This window comes from Streptomyces sp. NPDC005722 (assembly GCF_040630935.1).
Classification (GTDB): Bacteria; Actinomycetota; Actinomycetes; order Streptomycetales; family Streptomycetaceae; genus Actinacidiphila.
Window position 1 is genome coordinate 84051 of record NZ_JBEXYN010000021.1, and the last position, 14937, is coordinate 98987.

Annotated in this window: 15 protein-coding genes; 6 read left to right on the forward strand and 9 right to left on the reverse strand. The window is 73.2% G+C overall.

Annotation, left to right across the window (positions count from 1 at the left end; all coding sequences use genetic code 11):
* The first annotated feature begins 35 nt into the window (after nt 1-35).
* Nucleotides 36-371 carry a YkvA family protein gene (locus tag ABZ479_RS23530; protein WP_499602956.1) on the forward strand — a complete coding sequence of 112 codons (336 nt, stop codon included), beginning with the start codon at nt 36-38 and terminating at the stop codon, nt 369-371.
* 25 nt (nt 372-396) lie between these two features.
* On the opposite strand, the gene ABZ479_RS23535 is transcribed toward ABZ479_RS23530, so the two are convergent.
* From ABZ479_RS23535 to ABZ479_RS23545, 3 genes are all read right to left on the reverse strand, one after another.
* Nucleotides 397-1854: an ATP-binding protein gene (locus ABZ479_RS23535; protein ID WP_500463417.1), complete on the reverse strand. Its 1458-nt coding sequence runs from the start codon at nt 1852-1854 to the stop codon at nt 397-399.
* Nucleotides 1851-3509 (reverse strand): NAD(P)/FAD-dependent oxidoreductase, encoded by a 1659-nt coding sequence (locus ABZ479_RS23540; protein ID WP_499602952.1) that lies wholly within the window; start codon nt 3507-3509, stop codon nt 1851-1853. The genes ABZ479_RS23535 and ABZ479_RS23540 overlap by 4 nt, the downstream gene beginning before the upstream one ends.
* A 146-nt stretch (nt 3510-3655) precedes the next feature.
* Nucleotides 3656-4012, reverse strand: coding sequence for a DUF427 domain-containing protein (locus ABZ479_RS23545; RefSeq protein WP_500463418.1), 357 nt, complete (start codon nt 4010-4012; stop codon nt 3656-3658).
* Nucleotides 4013-4494: 482 nt separating this feature from the next.
* Between ABZ479_RS23545 and ABZ479_RS23550 the strand changes: the two genes are divergently transcribed.
* On the forward strand, nt 4495-4722 hold the full coding sequence (locus ABZ479_RS23550) for a hypothetical protein (RefSeq protein WP_500463419.1): 228 nt from the start codon (nt 4495-4497) through the stop codon (nt 4720-4722).
* Between the two features lie 82 nt (nt 4723-4804).
* On the opposite strand, the gene ABZ479_RS23555 is transcribed toward ABZ479_RS23550, so the two are convergent.
* From ABZ479_RS23555 to ABZ479_RS23565, 3 genes are all read right to left on the reverse strand, one after another.
* A complete protein-coding gene (locus ABZ479_RS23555; RefSeq protein ID WP_500463420.1) occupies nt 4805-5665 on the reverse strand; it encodes an endo alpha-1,4 polygalactosaminidase in 861 nt (286 codons plus the stop codon).
* Between the two features lie 87 nt (nt 5666-5752).
* Nucleotides 5753-6013, reverse strand: a complete 261-nt coding sequence (locus ABZ479_RS23560) for a hypothetical protein (RefSeq protein ID WP_500463421.1) — start codon at nt 6011-6013, stop codon at nt 5753-5755.
* A 95-nt stretch (nt 6014-6108) separates the two neighbouring features.
* Nucleotides 6109-6681, reverse strand: a complete 573-nt coding sequence (locus ABZ479_RS23565; RefSeq protein WP_500463422.1) for a TetR family transcriptional regulator — start codon at nt 6679-6681, stop codon at nt 6109-6111.
* Nucleotides 6682-6874: 193 nt separating this feature from the next.
* Between ABZ479_RS23565 and ABZ479_RS23570 the strand changes: the two genes are divergently transcribed.
* Nucleotides 6875-7705 carry an oxidoreductase gene (locus ABZ479_RS23570; protein WP_500463423.1) on the forward strand — a complete coding sequence of 277 codons (831 nt, stop codon included), beginning with the start codon at nt 6875-6877 and terminating at the stop codon, nt 7703-7705.
* A 54-nt stretch (nt 7706-7759) separates the two neighbouring features.
* On the opposite strand, the gene ABZ479_RS23575 is transcribed toward ABZ479_RS23570, so the two are convergent.
* Nucleotides 7760-7912: an MFS transporter small subunit gene (locus ABZ479_RS23575; RefSeq protein WP_500463424.1), complete on the reverse strand. Its 153-nt coding sequence runs from the start codon at nt 7910-7912 to the stop codon at nt 7760-7762.
* Nucleotides 7909-9300: an L-lactate MFS transporter gene (locus tag ABZ479_RS23580; protein WP_499602940.1), complete on the reverse strand. Its 1392-nt coding sequence runs from the start codon at nt 9298-9300 to the stop codon at nt 7909-7911. Before ABZ479_RS23580 ends, ABZ479_RS23575 begins: the two co-directional genes overlap by 4 nt.
* Before the next feature lie 318 nt (nt 9301-9618).
* Between ABZ479_RS23580 and ABZ479_RS23585 the strand changes: the two genes are divergently transcribed.
* From ABZ479_RS23585 to ABZ479_RS23595, 3 genes are all read left to right on the forward strand, one after another.
* Complete coding sequence (locus ABZ479_RS23585) at nt 9619-11148, forward strand: GMC family oxidoreductase (protein WP_500463425.1); 1530 nt, start codon at nt 9619-9621, stop codon at nt 11146-11148.
* An 83-nt stretch (nt 11149-11231) separates the two neighbouring features.
* Entirely contained in the window at nt 11232-13022 is a 1791-nt protein-coding gene (locus ABZ479_RS23590; protein ID WP_500463426.1) for a SpoIIE family protein phosphatase, read from the forward strand.
* Nucleotides 13023-13028: 6 nt separating this feature from the next.
* Nucleotides 13029-13874 (forward strand): GNAT family N-acetyltransferase, encoded by an 846-nt coding sequence (locus ABZ479_RS23595; RefSeq protein ID WP_500463427.1) that lies wholly within the window; start codon nt 13029-13031, stop codon nt 13872-13874.
* A gap of 88 nt (nt 13875-13962) precedes the next feature.
* On the opposite strand, the gene ABZ479_RS23600 is transcribed toward ABZ479_RS23595, so the two are convergent.
* Nucleotides 13963-14826, reverse strand: a complete 864-nt coding sequence (locus ABZ479_RS23600; protein ID WP_500463428.1) for a chitosanase — start codon at nt 14824-14826, stop codon at nt 13963-13965.
* Between the last annotated feature and the right edge of the window lie 111 nt (nt 14827-14937).

Sequence of the window (14937 nt, forward strand, 5' to 3'; positions counted from 1 at the left end):
CACCGGCCGGGTACACGGGATCGCAGGAGGCAGACATGGACCTGGGTGACTGGTCGGCCACGGCCCTCGTGATCGCCGCGGTGGCGGTCGTGGTGATGCTCGTGGTGGCCGTCGTGCTCGTGGTGAAGATGGCGCGCATCCGTACCCTCTTGCGCAGCGCCGACGTGCCGCGCTCCGGGAAACTGGCCTTCTGGGCCGCGCTGGTCTACCTGGTCTGCCCGGTGGACCTGCTGCCCGATCCGATCCTCATCGACGACATCGGTGTGCTGCTGCTGGCCCTGCGCTCGCTGAAAAGCGCTGCCGACGGACAACTGCCCGTCGGCCGCGACCGCAGCGGCGCGCTCCCCAAGTCCAAGAGCCCGGTGGCCTGAACGAGCCCGCCGGCGGGGCGAGGGCTCAGCCCGTCCGTTCCGCGTCCCCCGTCTCCATCGCGGGCTGGGCGACCGGGAGGCACACGGTGAAGCGCGTGTCGCCCGGGCTCGACTCGACGCGGATGTCGCCGTGGTGCTTGTTGACCACGATGCGGTACGAGATGTCCAGGCCCAGCCCCGTGCCCTCGCCGACCGGCTTGGTGGTGAAGAACGGCTCGAAGATCCGCGGCCGGATCTCCGGGGAGATGCCGGGACCCGTGTCGCCCACCTCCACCACCAGGCGGTCGGGCCCGTCCCAGGCGCTGCGCAGCGTCAGGGTGCCCGAACCGTCCATGGCGTCGAGGGCGTTGACGACGAGGTTGGTCCACACCTGGTTGAGTTCGGCGCCGTACGCCTGGATCTGCGGCAGGGTGCGGTCGTACTCCTTGACGACCCGCACCCCGCCGGGGATCTTCGCCTGGAGCATGGTGAGCGTGGCGTCGAGCAGCGCGTGCACGTCCACGGTCTGCTGCGGGGCCCGGTCGAGCTGCGAGTACTGCTTCGCGGCGCCCACCAGTCCGGAGATCCGGGTGACGGCGTCGTCGATCTCGCCCATGAGCAGTTCGGTGTCGAGGGTGTAGGTGAGCCAGCGGATCGCCGCCTCCAGCCGTTCCTCGCCGACCGCGTCGACCACCGAGTCCAGCCACTCGGTGTCCACGCCGCCCGCGACGAGCGTCGAGGCCAGTTCCCAGGACCCGTTGACCCCGTGGTCCTCCAGCCAGTCCGTCAGCTCGTCCTCGGCGTCGGACGCCTCCAGCGCCGACCGCTCCGGCGCCGACGCCATGCGCTTGATCGCCGCGTCCTGCAGTTCGACCAGTTCGTGCAGCTGACGGGTGTCCAGCCGGCCGTCGGCGATCATCGCCAGCTTGTGCCGCATGCCGGCCACCCGGTCGCGCAGCGCCGAGGTGGCCCGCACCGCGGCGGCGGCCGGGTTGTTCAGCTCGTGGGTCAGCCCGGCGGAGAGCGAGCCCAGCGCCAGCAGCCGTTCGCGCTCCCCGATGATCGTGTTCTGCTTGCGGTAGCCGAAGAACAGCCCCTCCAGCAGGTGCACCGCCATCGGGAACCAGCGGCGCATCGCATCGGCGAACTCGTCGGCCGGGACCACGAAGAACTCGCAGTCGGTGACCGCCCGCAGTGAGTTGGGGTACGTCTGCTCCACCCGGTCGCCGAGGTACGCCTGCGTCGCCCCGGCGTACACGCCGCGCTGGTCGGTGCGGTTGACCTCCACCACGTCGCCGTGGACCAGCCGGCCCAGTGACACGGTGCCGCTCAGCAGCACGTAGAAGCAGGTCGCCGGATCGCCCTCGGCGTAGACGGGGTCGTTCGCCGCGACCCGCTCCACCCGGCCCTGTTCGCAGAGCCAGTCCAGTTCCTTCTCGCCGAGCGACTCGAACAGGAACAGGGTCCGCAGCTGCTCCGGCCCGAGCCGGTCCGTCGTGGTCACTGCGCCTCCAGGTAACGGTGCACCAGGGATACGGCCATCGCGCCCTCGCCGACCGCGGAGGCCACCCGCTTGACCGACTCCGCCCGCACGTCGCCGGCGGCGAAGACGCCGGGCACGCTGGCCTCCAGGTGGTACGGGTCGCGGGGGAGCGGCCAGCCCGCCGGGCGCCTGCCGCCCGCGATCAGGTCGGGGCCGGTGACGACGAAGCCGCGCCGGTCCCGCTCGATGACGCCTTCCAGCCAGTCCGTGCGGGGCTCGGCGCCGATGAAGACGAACAGGAACGAGGCGTCCACGGTGGTCACGTCGCCGGTCTTGGCGTCCCGCAGCATCAGCTGTTCCAGGTGGTCGCCGCCCTTGCCGCCGACGACCTCGGTGCAGGGGCTGACCTGGATGTTGTCGATGGCCGCGATCTGGTCGATCAGGTACTGCGACATCGAGCGGTGCAGGTCCGCGCCGCGGATCAGCAGATGCACCCGGCACGCGTTGCGGGAGAAGTAGACCGCCGCCTGTCCCGCCGAGTTGGCGCCGCCGACGATGTAGACCTCCTGGCCCGCGCAGTTCATGGCCTCGGTCATCGCCGAACCGTAGAAGACGCCGGCGCCCGTGAACTCCGCCAGGCCCGGCGCCTCCAGCCGCCGGTAGGCGACGCCGGTCGCCAGCACCACCGTGTGCGCCGCGATGGAGGAGCCGTCGCCGAAGGACAGCACGCGTCCGGTGCCCGCGGCCTCCAGCGCGACCACCTCGCGGGTGCTGAGGATCTCCGCCCCGAACTTGGTCGCCTGGCGGCGGGCGCGGTCGGTCAGCTGGGCGCCGGAGACGCCGTCCGGGAAGCCGAGGTAGTTCTCGATGCGGCTGCTCTGCCCCGCCTGGCCGCCGGTCGCCCTGCGCTCCACGAGCACCGTGCGCAGGCCCTCGGACGCGCCGTACACCGCCGCACCGAGCCCCGCGGGGCCGCCGCCGACCACCACCAGGTCGTAGAAGTCGGAGGCCGGTACGGTGCTCAGCCCCACGTGGGCGGCGAGCTCGGCCTCGGTGGGACGCACCAGCGTCGTCCCGTCGTCGGTCACGACCAGCGGCACGTCGGCGGGGGTCAGCCCGGCCGCGGCCAGCAACTGCGCGGCCTCGGGCTCCTCCGCGGGCAGCCAGCGGTAGGGCACCAGGTTGCGGGTGAGGAAGTCGCGGACCTTGAACGAGGGCGCCGACCAGCGGTGGCCGACCACGCGCGTCTCGGACGCCGTCGGGTCCGGCGTGGCCATCCACACGTCGAGCAGGGTGTCGATGACCGGGTAGAGGTTCTCCTCCGGCGGGCTCCACGGCTTCAGCAGGTAGTGGTCGAGGTCGATGATGTTGATCGCGTCGATGGCCGCGCTGGTGTCGGCGTACGCCGTGAGCAGCACGCGGCGGGCGAGCGGGAAGAGGTCCATCGCCGCCTCGAGGAACTCCACCCCGTTCATCTTCGGCATGCGGTAGTCGGCGAGCATCACCGCGAGTTGCTCCCCTCGCAGCTTGATCTCCCGCAGCGCGCTCAGGGCCTCGTCCCCCGAGGTGGCGCGGACCACCCGGTAGCGGTCGCCGTACCTGCGGCGAATGTCCCGGGCCACGGCCCGGGAGACTGCGGGATCGTCGTCGACGGTCAGGATCGTCGGATTCGCCATGTGACCATCATTGCTCCCCGGCGGCCGTCGCGCGCAGCAAACCGAACAGTCGTGCTTCAAGTGCCGCACGGGACACGGGCACATGCGCCGGCGCCGGTCCGGGAGGGCGGTGACGGACGGTGCGGCGGCGCGCACCGTCCGTCCGGTCAGGCGTCCTCGACCGAGACGTCCGCCACCGTGTCGTAGAAGGAGAGGTGGCCGGTGATCTCCGGCACCGACGCGAGCGGCTCCTCGTAGGCCCAGGCGACGTCGTTGTGGTCGCCGTACGACCAGTAGGAGGCGACGCCCTTGTAGGGGCAGACGGTGTTGGTGTCGCTGCCGCGGAAGAGCGCGAGGTCCACGTCCTGCGGCGGTATGTAGTAGCGCACCGGCAGGCCGGTCTCGTGGACCAGTACCGGCCGCCGGGTCTCGGCCACCACCTTGCCGTCGATCGTGACGGTCACGTGCTGCGTGCCGGGTACCGCGTCGACGCGGTGACCGCGGCGGCTGTCCGTGGGGGGCATGGGCTTCCCTTCCTCGGGTCCGTCGGGATCCGGTGCAACGGCGACGGTGCCGCCGCACATTCCCCGGGTGCGGGCGGGTTCCCCCGCATGCACGCATCTGCGTGACTCCGGCGGCGGTCCCCCGTTGGGCCTTCAAGATCACTGTGAAGGAGGACCGCCCGATGAGCACCCGCCGTCACCAGAAGGGCCGCAAGCACCGCACGGTCAATCGCACGCCGAGGCCCGTCACCCCCGTCCCCACCGGCACGGCGGACGCCACGGCCACCCCACCGGCCCCGTCCGCCCCGGCCACCCCGTCCCGCACCGCGGCAGCCGCTCCCGCTTCCGTTCCCGCCCCGGCCGCGCCCCCGGTCACGTCCACGGTCCCGTCGCCCGCCCAGGCCCAGGCCCCGGTCCCGGCTCCGTCTACGTCTCCGTCTCCGTCTGCTTCCACGGTCCCGGCTCCGGCCGCCGCCCCGGATCCGTCACCCGCCGTGCCCGTCGTGCCGTCTCCCGCCGAGCCCCGTCGTGAGGAGTCCGGCCTCGCCCGTACGGCGCTCAAGACCCTCCAGCAGCTTCGCGCAGCGGGTAGCGACGGGACGACCATCGACGCCCTGAGCGCCAGCGTGGGCTACCAGCCGGCCACCATCGCACGGCACATCGACAGCCTGGCCGCCCACCACCTGGTCCACCAGCGGGACGGCCGCTGGTACGCGGTGGCGACCTCGTGACCCCCGGGCGTGGCGGCCGGCCCGCGGCGTGCCGGGTGACCCCGGGCGCCGGCCGAGAGCGATCGCCGTCCGCCACGCCCGCTCAGCAGGTGCGGAAGACGTGCCCCGGTTCCCCGGCGGGGGCGACGTCGCGGTCGCGGAGCACGACGGCGAGGCGGTCACCCCAGCGGCGGCAGGTCGCCGCGAAGTCGGCGGCGTCGTAGGCCACGACGAGGACGCGGTCGTCGTACGCGGCCGCGTACCGGCCGCACTCTCCGTACGCCCCGCACTCCTCCGCGACCGCGAAGTCGAAGCCGACGCCGGCCCGGTGGGGGAGGAGTTCGGTGGTGTTCTTCTGTGCGAACGCCAGCCCCGCCGCGTGGGCGCGCGCGGCGAGCAGCCGGGCGAACGCGGCGTTGTCGGCGGGCGTGAGCAGGCCGCCGGAGCGTTCGAAGGAGTCGAGGTTGTCCGGCTCGACGGCGTCGAACCCGCGTCGCGCGCAGTCCTCGATCCACCCGCCGACGATCCCGGCCAGGGCCGCCCGTCTGGCGGCGGTGGAGGTGTCCAGCAGGGCCTCGTCCCACTCGTCGTCCATGACGAGGTCACCGTCCGCGTCGCGCAGCAGCAGTTCCGGGTCCCGGTCGCGCCACCGGGGCAGTTCGCCGGGCTGGGCCTGGAAGGCGTTGACGTAGCAGACGGAGTACACGCCCGGGGCGGGCCGGTCCGCGCGGTCGCGGGAGACCACGCGGACGCCGTCGGGCGGCGGGTAGCCGCCGCCGATCTGGTAGTCGAAGGACGCCCCGGCCCGCGGCGGCACCACGCGCGGGGCGGCCGAGGACCCCGCGCCGGAGGACGTCCCGCCCGGGCCGCACCCCGTCGTCAGCGCCAGGGCCGCCACGACGGCGAGGACTGCGAGGACGGCGGCCACGGCACGCGGCCCCGGGGACGGCTTTGCGAGGGGCACACGCGCTCCTGGGCGGCGGGGGCCGGACGGGGACCACCATCCTCCCGTCCGGTCCCGTGCCGCCCTCGACCGGGTCCGCGCCGCGGGTCACATGAGGCCGCTCCAGTCGGTGCCGGTGAGCCACAGCAGCGCGACGAGGGTGTCGATCGCGCCCAGGACGACGGCGATCAGCGGGAGCACCGGCTTGGCGCCCCGGAAGGTGCGGCCCATGGCGAGCCAGCCGCACACCACCGCGGCCGGGCCGAGGACGATGCCGAGGACGAAGAATCCGGCGACGGCGCAGACCAGGCCGACGACGCCCAGGGTCTCGGGGCTCGCGCCGGTACGCGTACGGCTGCTGTGGGGCATGGTTCCTTCCTCCGTGGTCGGTGCCCGCTCCGCGGTACGGAACGCGCGGTCCGCTACGTGGTCCGGATACCCCGGTCCGGCGCGCTCACCACCCGTCAGCCCGCCGGGCGGCCGCGGGTGGTGAACCCGGGGAGGAAGAGCGTGAGCCAGCGTGCCCGCGCGGCCTGGTCCCGGTCGGTGGGGGCGGTGCCGAGCAGCAGGAAGAAGTCGTCGACGGTCACGTCGGGGTGGAGGTCGCCGTCGGCCTGGGCGGCGGTGACCAGCCGGCCCATCGCCGCGCCGCCGCGCTCCTCGTAGGGGCGGGCCCGGTCGGTGGCGCCGAGGTCCTGGGCGGCGGCCTTCACGGCCCGGTCCTCCGCGGCGGCCTCGACGATGCGGTGGACGAGCGCGGTGATCTCCTCCAGCGCCGCCGCCCCTTCGGCCACGCGGGCCGCGGCGGCCTCCACCTCGGCGGCCATGCGCTCGGTGTGCTCGGCGATCACGGCGCCGACGAGGTCGGTCTTGGTGGGGAAGTGGCGGTACAGGGTGCCCACGGCGACACCGGCGGCCTCGGCGATGGTGTCCATGGGCGCGTCCGGCCCGAGGAGGGTGATCTGCTCGCGTGCCGCGGCCAGGATCCGCGCCCGGTTGCGGACCGCGTCGGCACGCAGTGGTCGGGCCTGGGTCATCGGTTCCTCCTGCCGGTCGCCAACGCGTGTGAATCATAATTCAGCATCTATCGTGAGCGATGGTTCACATTTCCCCGCTGCAGCGGCCGGCGGGGCTTGCGGGAACATGAACCCGGGTTCATGATGACTGAACATGAGCCATGGTTCATGTTCGACCGGCTCGTTCCCCCGCACCCACACGAAGGATCACCCCATGTCATCCAAGGTCGCCCTCGTCACCGGCGCCTCCTCCGGCATCGGCGAGGCCGCCGCCCTCCGGCTGCGCGCCCTCGGCTTCACCGTCCACGGCGCCGCCCGCCGCGTCGACCGCATGGCCGGACTCGCCGAACAGGGCGTGCGCGTCCTGGCGATGGACGTCACCGACGAGGAGTCGCTGCGGGCCGGGGTCGAACGGGTCGTCGCGGAGTCCGGGTCCGTCGACGTCCTGGTCAACAACGCCGGCTACGGCTCCTACGGCGCGGTCGAGGACGTGCCGCTCGACGAGGCCAGGCGCCAGTTCGAGGTGAACGTCTTCGGCGCGGCCCGGCTGACCCAGTTGGTGCTGCCCCACATGCGCGCGGCGGGCGGCGGCCGCGTCATCAACGTCTCGTCCATGGGCGGCAAGATCTCCACCCCGTTCGGCGCCTGGTACCACGCCACCAAGTTCGCGCTGGAGGGCTTCAGCGACAGCCTCCGCATGGAGCTCGCGCCCTTCGGCATCGACGTCGTCGTCATCGAACCGGGCGGCATCCGCACCGAATGGAGCGGCATCGCCGCCGACCGGCTCCGCGCGGTCTCCGAGCGGGGCGCGTACGCGGAGCGGGCCATGGCGATGGCCGGGACGCTCGCCTCCGAGTCCACCGCACGGCGCAGTTCGCCGCCCTCGGTCATCGCCGACACCATCGCCAGGGCCGCCACGGCCCGCCGCCCGAGGACCCGTTACGCCACGGGGTTCGCGGCCAGGCCGATGATCGCCGCCCGAAGGGTCCTGCCCGACCGCGCCTTCGACGCCCTCATCCGCCGTGCCAGCGGGGTCGCCGCATGACGGGGCCGCCCCGTCCGAGGGGACGGGGCGGCCCGCGGCGGATGCCGGCAGAGGTCAGCCGGTGAACAACTGCTTGAGCTTCAAGATGAGTTCGTACACGCCGTAGGCGAAGGGCGCGCCGACCCACAGCCAGGCGACGGCCATCAGCGGCACCCGGTTGTTCCCGGCGGACGCCTCGGCGGGGGGCGCGGGGTTCGGTGCGGTCATCGGACGGCTCCTTCCGTCTCGGGTCCGGTCGTGGCCTTGTCCCCGGCGGACGGGCCGTCATGGTGCCGCGGATGGACGGGGCGTACCAGCTCGTTGGCGACGAAGCCGATCACCAGCAGCACCATCATGATGACGAAGGACGTGGAGTAGAGGTCGGGTCCCGTCCGTCCGGCCGACTTCTCGTGGTCGGCGATCGCGTTCACGATCAGCGGCCCGAGCACGCCGGCGGTCGACCACGCGGTCAGCAGCCGCCCGTGGATGGCGCCCACCTCGTACGTCCCGAAGAGGTCCTTGAGGTAGGCGGGCACGGTGGAGAACCCGCCGCCGTAGAAGGACAGGATGACGGCGGCGGCGACGATGAACAGCGGCTTGGAGTCGTCGCCGAGCAGCGCGATCAGCAGGTACAGCAGCGCCCCGGCGCCGAGGTAGAGGCGGTAGATGTTCTTCCGCCCGACCAGGTCGGAGGTGGAGGACCAGGTGATGCGGCCGAGCATGTTGCCGAGCGAGAGCAGGCCGACGAAACCGGCCGCGGCGGTGGCCGTCACCGGGGTGGAGGTCTCGGCGAAGAAGTCGGTGATCATCGGCGCGGCCTTCTCCAGGATGCCGATGCCCGCCGTCACGTTCATGCAGAGCACCACCCACAGGCACCAGAACTGCGGGGTGCGCAGCGCGTTGCGCGCGGACACCTGCGCGTTGGTGACGAGCGGGCGCGCGACCGTGGCCGACGGGTTCCAGCCGGAGGGCCGCCAGTCGTCCGCGGGGACCCGGACCAGCAGCACGCCGAAGGTCATGAAGACCGCGTAGACCAGACCCATCACCAGGAAGGTCTGGCCGATGCCGGAGGAGTCGGCGCCGAAGGAGGAGAGCAGTTCCGTCGACCAGGGCGACGCGATCAGCGCGCCGCCGCCGAAGCCCATGATGGCGATGCCGGTGGCGAGTCCGGGCCGGTCGGGGAACCACTTGATGAGTGTGGAGACCGGCGAGATGTAGCCGATGCCGAGGCCTATGCCGCCGACGAGGCCGTAACCGAGCACGATCAGCCAGTACTGGCGCGTGGCGGCGCCGAGGGCCGAGATGAGGAAGCCCGAGGAGAAGCAGATCGCCGACACGCACATGGCCCAGCGCGGCCCGTTGCGCTCGACGAGCGTGCCGCCGAACGCGGCCGACAGCCCGAGCATGACGATCGCGAGCTGGAACGGCAGCGCGGACTGGGTGCCGCTCAGCCCGAGCGAGGACTCAAGTGGCGGCTTGAACACGCTCCAGGCGTACGCCTGCCCGATGGCGAGGTGGATGGAGAGCGCGGCCGGCGGTACCAGCCAGCGGCTCCAGCCCGGCGGTGCGACGGTGCGGGCACGGGTGAGGACGTCCGGTACGCCCATTGACGCCATGGCGAGTACCTCCGTGAGGGGACATGATCCCGTGGACCGTACAACTTTCATTCATCGCTGGGTAGGGCGTTCGGCGATGAACTCGCCGGAGCGGTGGGCCAGTCCGGCTCCGTGCGGCATTCGTCCGCGCCTGTCCGCTCGCGCGCGGCCCGGCGTGCGGAGGTACGGCGCACGGATTCCGGTTCGTCCATATCGATCCGTAATGGAGGCGATAACGACCAATCTGTTCGATTAGGGGTGGTCGGGGTTATCGTGTCCGGTGTTAGCCGACCTGGGCTATCACCGGAAACGCCGGTCGCGGCCGGTCAGAGGTGATCCATGCATGCGATGACGGACAGCTACGACTTCGTGGTCGTCGGCGGCGGTACCGCGGGCAGTGTGCTCGCCGCGCGCCTCTCCGAGCCGGACGGCGCACGGGTGCTCCTGCTGGAGGCGGGGGAGGACCGGCCCCCGGCCGCGGCGGCGACGCCGCCCGCCTGGCCGTCGCTGCTGGGGACACCCGCGAACTGGGGCGACACCACCGTCCCGCAGTCGGCGACGGGCACCACCACACCGCTCGCACGCGGCCGCGGCCTGGGCGGCGGGTCCACCATCAACGCGATGACCTTCGTGCGCGGCCACCACTCCGGTTACGACGCGTGGACCGCCGGCGGTGCCAAGGGCTGGGGCTACGACGACCTGCTCCCGTACTTCAAGCGCAGCGAGAACGCCCCCGGGCGGGACCCGGTGCTCCGCGGCGTCGGCGGCCCCCTGACCGTGGGGCCGGCCAGCCCGCCCCACCCCGTCGTGGCCGCGCTCCTCACGGCGGCGACCCAGACCGGGTACCGGCGGGCGTCCGACATCGCCGCGGGCGTGGAGGAGGGCTTCGGCTGGAGCGACCTCAACATCGTCGGCGGGCGTCGGCAGAGCGCCGCCGACGCCTACCTCACCCCCGCCCGGCACCGCCCCAACCTCACCGTGGTGACCGGCGCCCTGGTCCACCGGGTGCTGCTGCGCGACGGAAGGTGCGTCGGGGTGGAGTACGGGCGGGCCCGCAGCACGGGCACCGCCCTGGTCGGCTGCCACGGCGAGGTCGTGCTCGCCGCGGGCACCATCGGTACGGCGCAACTGCTGATGCTCTCCGGCGTCGGCCCCGCGGCGCACCTCCGGGACACGGGCATCGACGTCGCCCTCCACCTGCCGGGGGTCGGCGCGAACCTGCAGGACCACCCGCTGACCGACATCGTCCACCGCGCGGCCCGTCCCGTCCCGCCCGGGATCAACAACCACGGCGAGGCCCTCGGCCTGGTGCGCAGCCGGCTCGGCATCTGCCACCCCGACGTGCAGGTCCTCCTGGTCGACGCCCCGGGGCGCCACCCGGTCGCGGCCGGCGTGCCGGACGGCCAGGGGTACCGGATCGCGGTCTCCCCGATGCGGCCGCACAGCCGCGGCACCGTCCGGCTCGCGAACGCGGAACCCGGCGCCCTGCCGCTGGTGGACCCCGACTACTTCGGTGACGACCGCGACCTGAGCACGATGGTCGAAGCGCTCTTCCTGGCACGGGAGATCGGCCAGGCACGCGCCCTCGACGGCTGGCGCGCCCACGAGGTCCTGCCCGGCCCCGACGTGAAGGACGACGCCGGCCTGCGGGCGTACGCGCGCGGCGCCCTGGCCTCGTACATGCACCCCGTCGGCACGTGCCGGATCGGCACCGACGACCTGGCCGTCGTCGACACGGACCTGAGGGTCCACGGTGTCGACGCCCTGCGGGTCGCCGACGCCTCCGTGATGCCCACCATCCCCTCGGGCAACATCGCCGCCACGGTCTACGCGGTCGCGGAACGCGCGGCGGACCTCCTCAAGCGCTGACCCTCCCGGCCCGGCTCCGGCCCCCACCGGCCGGACCGGGCCCCGGCACACCCCCCACAGCCCAGACGAAGGACCTACGTGACATGGCATCACCCGCACCGATCGACCTGGCCGGCCTGCTCCAGCGGGCGGTGGGCGTCACCGGGGCCGCGCTGGGATCCCCCCTCGCCCCCTCGGCGATCGGCCTCGCCCTGTGGGGCACCGACCTGCGGTGCACCTGGGTCAACGACTCGCTGGAGGGCCACGACGGCATCCCGAGGGAACGGCGGCTGGGACACCGCCCCGACGCGGCGCTGCCGGCCGGGGCCCGCGGGCTGGAGGCGGTGATGCGCCAGGTGCTGGCGACCGGCGCCCCCGTGACCGGGCGCGAGTACGCCGTGCCGGCGGTGGACGGCGTCCGCCGCGACGAGGCGTACTCCGCCTCCTGCATCCGCCTGGAGGACGCCGAGGGCCGGCCGATGGGCGTGTGCCTGGTCGTCCTCCGGATCACGCGGGAGGGCCGCACCGGCGACCGCCTGGCGCTGCTCGGCGAGGCCGGTGCCCGTATCGGCACGACGCTGGACGTCATGCGCACCGCGCAGGAACTGGCCGCGTTCAGCGTCTCCTGCCTCGCCGACTTCGTCACCGTCGACCTCGCCGACACCCTGCGCCTCGGTGAGGAACCGCTGTCCCGGCTCGGCCCGGACGGCGACTACGTCCCGGTGTTCCGCCGGGCGGGACTGTCCTCCGTCCACGAGGGCGCCCCCGAGGCGGTCTCGCAGGTCGGCGACGTGGTCTACGTGCCGTCCTCCTCGCCCCTCACACGTGTGCTGTCCTCCGGCCGCTCCCTGCTCGAGCCCGTGCTGGACACCGCCTCCCCGTGGCTCAGCCGCGACCCGGCACGGGCCCGGAAGATCGACTGGTTCGGGCTGCACTCGCTGATGATCGTGCCGATCAGGGCCCGCGGCGTCGTGCTGGGCGTGGTGCTGTTCCTGCGCTCCGGCGACCCGCGGCCGTTCGACGAGGAGGACCTGCTGTTCGCCGAGGAACTGGTCGCCAGGGCCGCGCTGAGCCTGGACAACGCGCGCCGCTACACCCACGAACGCGCCACCGCCCTCGCCCTCCAGCGGGGCCTGCTCCCGCGCCGCCTGTGCGGCGGCCCCTGCCTGGACGTGGTCTCCCGCTTCCTCCCGGCGGAACTCGAGGACGGGGTGGGCGGCGACTGGTACGACGTGATCCCGCTGCCGCGGGACCGGGTGGCCCTGGTCGTCGGCGACGTCGTCGGGCACGGCATCGACGCCGCGGCGACGATGGGCCGGCTCCGTACGGCGGTGCGGACGCTCGCCGACCTCGACCTGCCGCCGGAACAGCTCCTCGCCCACCTCGACCAGACGATCATCCGCCTCGCCGAGGAGGAGGGCGACGGCCTCCACGTGCCGTCGGTGAGCGCCACCTGCCTGTACGCCGTCTACGACCCCGCCAGCCGGCGCTGCACCATGGCCAGGGCCGGGCACCCGCCGCCCGCCGTCCGCGACCCCGGCGGCGGCGTCACCTTCCTGGACCTGCCCAACGGCACCCCGCTCGGCCTCGGGATGCCCCCGTACCAGGCCGCCGAGGTGGAGCTGCCCGAGGGCAGCCTCATCGCCCTCTACACCGACGGGCTCATCGAGGACCGCCGGCACGGCTTCGACACCGGGATGGAGCGCGTGCGCCGCGCCCTCGACCGGCCCGGGCTCCACCTGGACGACCTGTGCTCGGCGGTGCTCGGCACCCTGCCCAGCGCGACGCCGCCCGACGACGTCACCCTCCTCATCGCCCGCACCCGCGCCGCCTCCCCGGCGTCCTCGCGTCCCCGGTGCGCGGCGCCTTCCCCCGGCAACCGATCCCCGAGGTAGCTCCCCATGACCGCCTTCCACGTCTCCTCCGCGGGCGCCGAGGACATCAGCCGGCTCTCCGACTGGGCCGACGACGAGGGATGGAACCCCGGCAGGTCCGACGGACAGGCCTTCTTCCCCGCCGACCCGGCCGGTTTCCTGTTCGGGAGGCTCGACGGCGAGCCCGTCGCCTCGGTCTCCGCGGTGCGGTACGGGACGGACTTCGGCTTCGTCGGCCTCTACATCGCGCGGCCGCCCTTCCGCGGCCGCGGCTACGGGATCCAGGTCTGGCGTGCCGGGCTCGAGCACCTCGCCGGGCGCAACGTCGGCCTCGACGGGGTCGTCGCGCAGCAGGAGAACTACCGCAGGTCCGGGTTCAGCACGGCGTGGCGGAACATCCGCTACCAGGGGACGCCGTCCGGCGGGGTCATGCCCGGCGGCGTCGCGCTGATCGACGCCCGGAGCGTCCGTTTCGGCGAACTGGCCCGCTACGACCGGCGGTTCTTCCCCGCCGCGCGCGACGCCTTCCTCGCCTCCTGGATCACCCTCCCGGACCGCACCGCGCTCGCGGCCGTCGCCGACGGCCGGCTGCAGGGCCTGGGCGTGCTGCGGGCCGCCCGCGGGCCGTCCCGCGTGGGCCCGCTCTACGCCTCGTCCGGGAAGGTCGCCCTCGCGCTCCTCATGGGGCTGTCCCGGACGGCGCCGGGGGAGCCCCTGGTGATCGACGTGCCCGAGCCCAACGAGGCCGCCGTGCGCCTGGTGGAACACCTGGGCCTGACGCCCTCGTTCGAGGCCGCGCGGATGTACACGGGCCCGGTCCCCGACGTCGACCTGGCGGGCATGTACGGCGTCACCAGCCTGGAACTCGGCTAGGTCGTGTCAGCCCGGACGCCTCGCCCGGCACCGCTCCGGGCGGCCCCCCGGGTGGGGGAGGCCGCCCGGAACGGCGGGCGCGGGGACGTCACTGGTTGATGGTGTAACTGTCCCCGTAGACCTTCCACTTGAGCGGAGGGTTGAGGTCGAGGTTGCCGTTGTTGAGGAAGACGCGCTGCTCCGTGTCGACCCGGGTGGTGTCGCTGTGCGCCTCCTCGGTCTTCATCGCCGCCTTGCGCGCGTCGAGGAAGGCGTTGATGTACGCCGTCTCGTCGCCGCCCTGGGCGGGGCTCTTGGCCTTGGACAGGGCGGTCTTGCGGATGCCGCCGAAGCTGACCTTGTCCTCGCCGGGGCCGTGCATCACGATCGCGTCGTAGTACGCGAGCTGGCCCAGCGCGCGCAGCCCGTCGGCCTTGGCCTGCCGGACGGCGGGGTCGAAGTAGACGCGGTCGCGCTCGTCGTTCTGCGCCTGCTGGAACGCCGTGTCCGCGGCGGCGCTGCGCCAGGCGCTCTCGAAGCCGGAGCCGAGCCCGCTGTGCGAGTCGGTCCCGTTGACCCGGCGCAGCGCCGGCAGGTAGCGGGCGAGCGGGTTGCCGGGCTTGCGGTCGGTGTACAGCTCGACGAGTTCGAGCATGTCGCCGGTGCCGGAGCAGAAGCCGATGATGCCCGCGGTGTAGCCGCGGCCGTCACCGATGTCCTCGATGTACTTGTACTGGGCCTTCCAGTCCAGCGAGGAGTTCTCGGCGCTGGACACCAGCTGCATCGCGATGTCCTTCTTGTGCGGGTCGTCGAGCCCGACGCCGGCCGCCGCGGCGGCCGGCCGGCCCGGTGCCGCCGAGGCGAGCGTCCCGATGCCGGCGGTCAGGACGCCGGCGGTCAGCGCCGCGGTCGCGTAGAGGACGACGCGCCGGCGCGGGAGGGTGCGTGCATGACGCTGTGGGGGGATCTGCACGGTGACTCCGTCGGTCAGAAGTTAGGAAACCTTCCTAACAGCGCCACATTGAAGCACCGCGCCGGTCGAACGCCAAGGGGTTCGAACAAAAACACCCCATGCCATCTGACC

Bases quoted from the DNA above. Each gene is read 5' to 3' on its own strand.
- ABZ479_RS23565 (WP_500463422.1), bottom strand. From the start codon at position 6,681: ATGACCCAGGCCCGACCACTGCGTGCCGACGCGGTCCGCAACCGGGCG.
- ABZ479_RS23585 (WP_500463425.1), top strand. From the start codon at position 9,619: ATGCATGCGATGACGGACAGCTACGACTTCGTGGTCGTCGGCGGCGGT.
- ABZ479_RS23545 (WP_500463418.1), bottom strand. From the start codon at position 4,012: ATGCCCCCCACGGACAGCCGCCGCGGTCACCGCGTCGACGCGGTACCC.
- ABZ479_RS23590 (WP_500463426.1), top strand. From the start codon at position 11,232: ATGGCATCACCCGCACCGATCGACCTGGCCGGCCTGCTCCAGCGGGCG.
- ABZ479_RS23530 (WP_499602956.1), top strand. From the start codon at position 36: ATGGACCTGGGTGACTGGTCGGCCACGGCCCTCGTGATCGCCGCGGTG.
- ABZ479_RS23575 (WP_500463424.1), bottom strand. From the start codon at position 7,912: ATGACCGCACCGAACCCCGCGCCCCCCGCCGAGGCGTCCGCCGGGAAC.
- ABZ479_RS23580 (WP_499602940.1), bottom strand. From the start codon at position 9,300: ATGGCGTCAATGGGCGTACCGGACGTCCTCACCCGTGCCCGCACCGTC.
- ABZ479_RS23540 (WP_499602952.1), bottom strand. From the start codon at position 3,509: ATGGCGAATCCGACGATCCTGACCGTCGACGACGATCCCGCAGTCTCC.
- ABZ479_RS23570 (WP_500463423.1), top strand. From the start codon at position 6,875: ATGTCATCCAAGGTCGCCCTCGTCACCGGCGCCTCCTCCGGCATCGGC.
- ABZ479_RS23560 (WP_500463421.1), bottom strand. From the start codon at position 6,013: ATGCCCCACAGCAGCCGTACGCGTACCGGCGCGAGCCCCGAGACCCTG.
- ABZ479_RS23595 (WP_500463427.1), top strand. From the start codon at position 13,029: ATGACCGCCTTCCACGTCTCCTCCGCGGGCGCCGAGGACATCAGCCGG.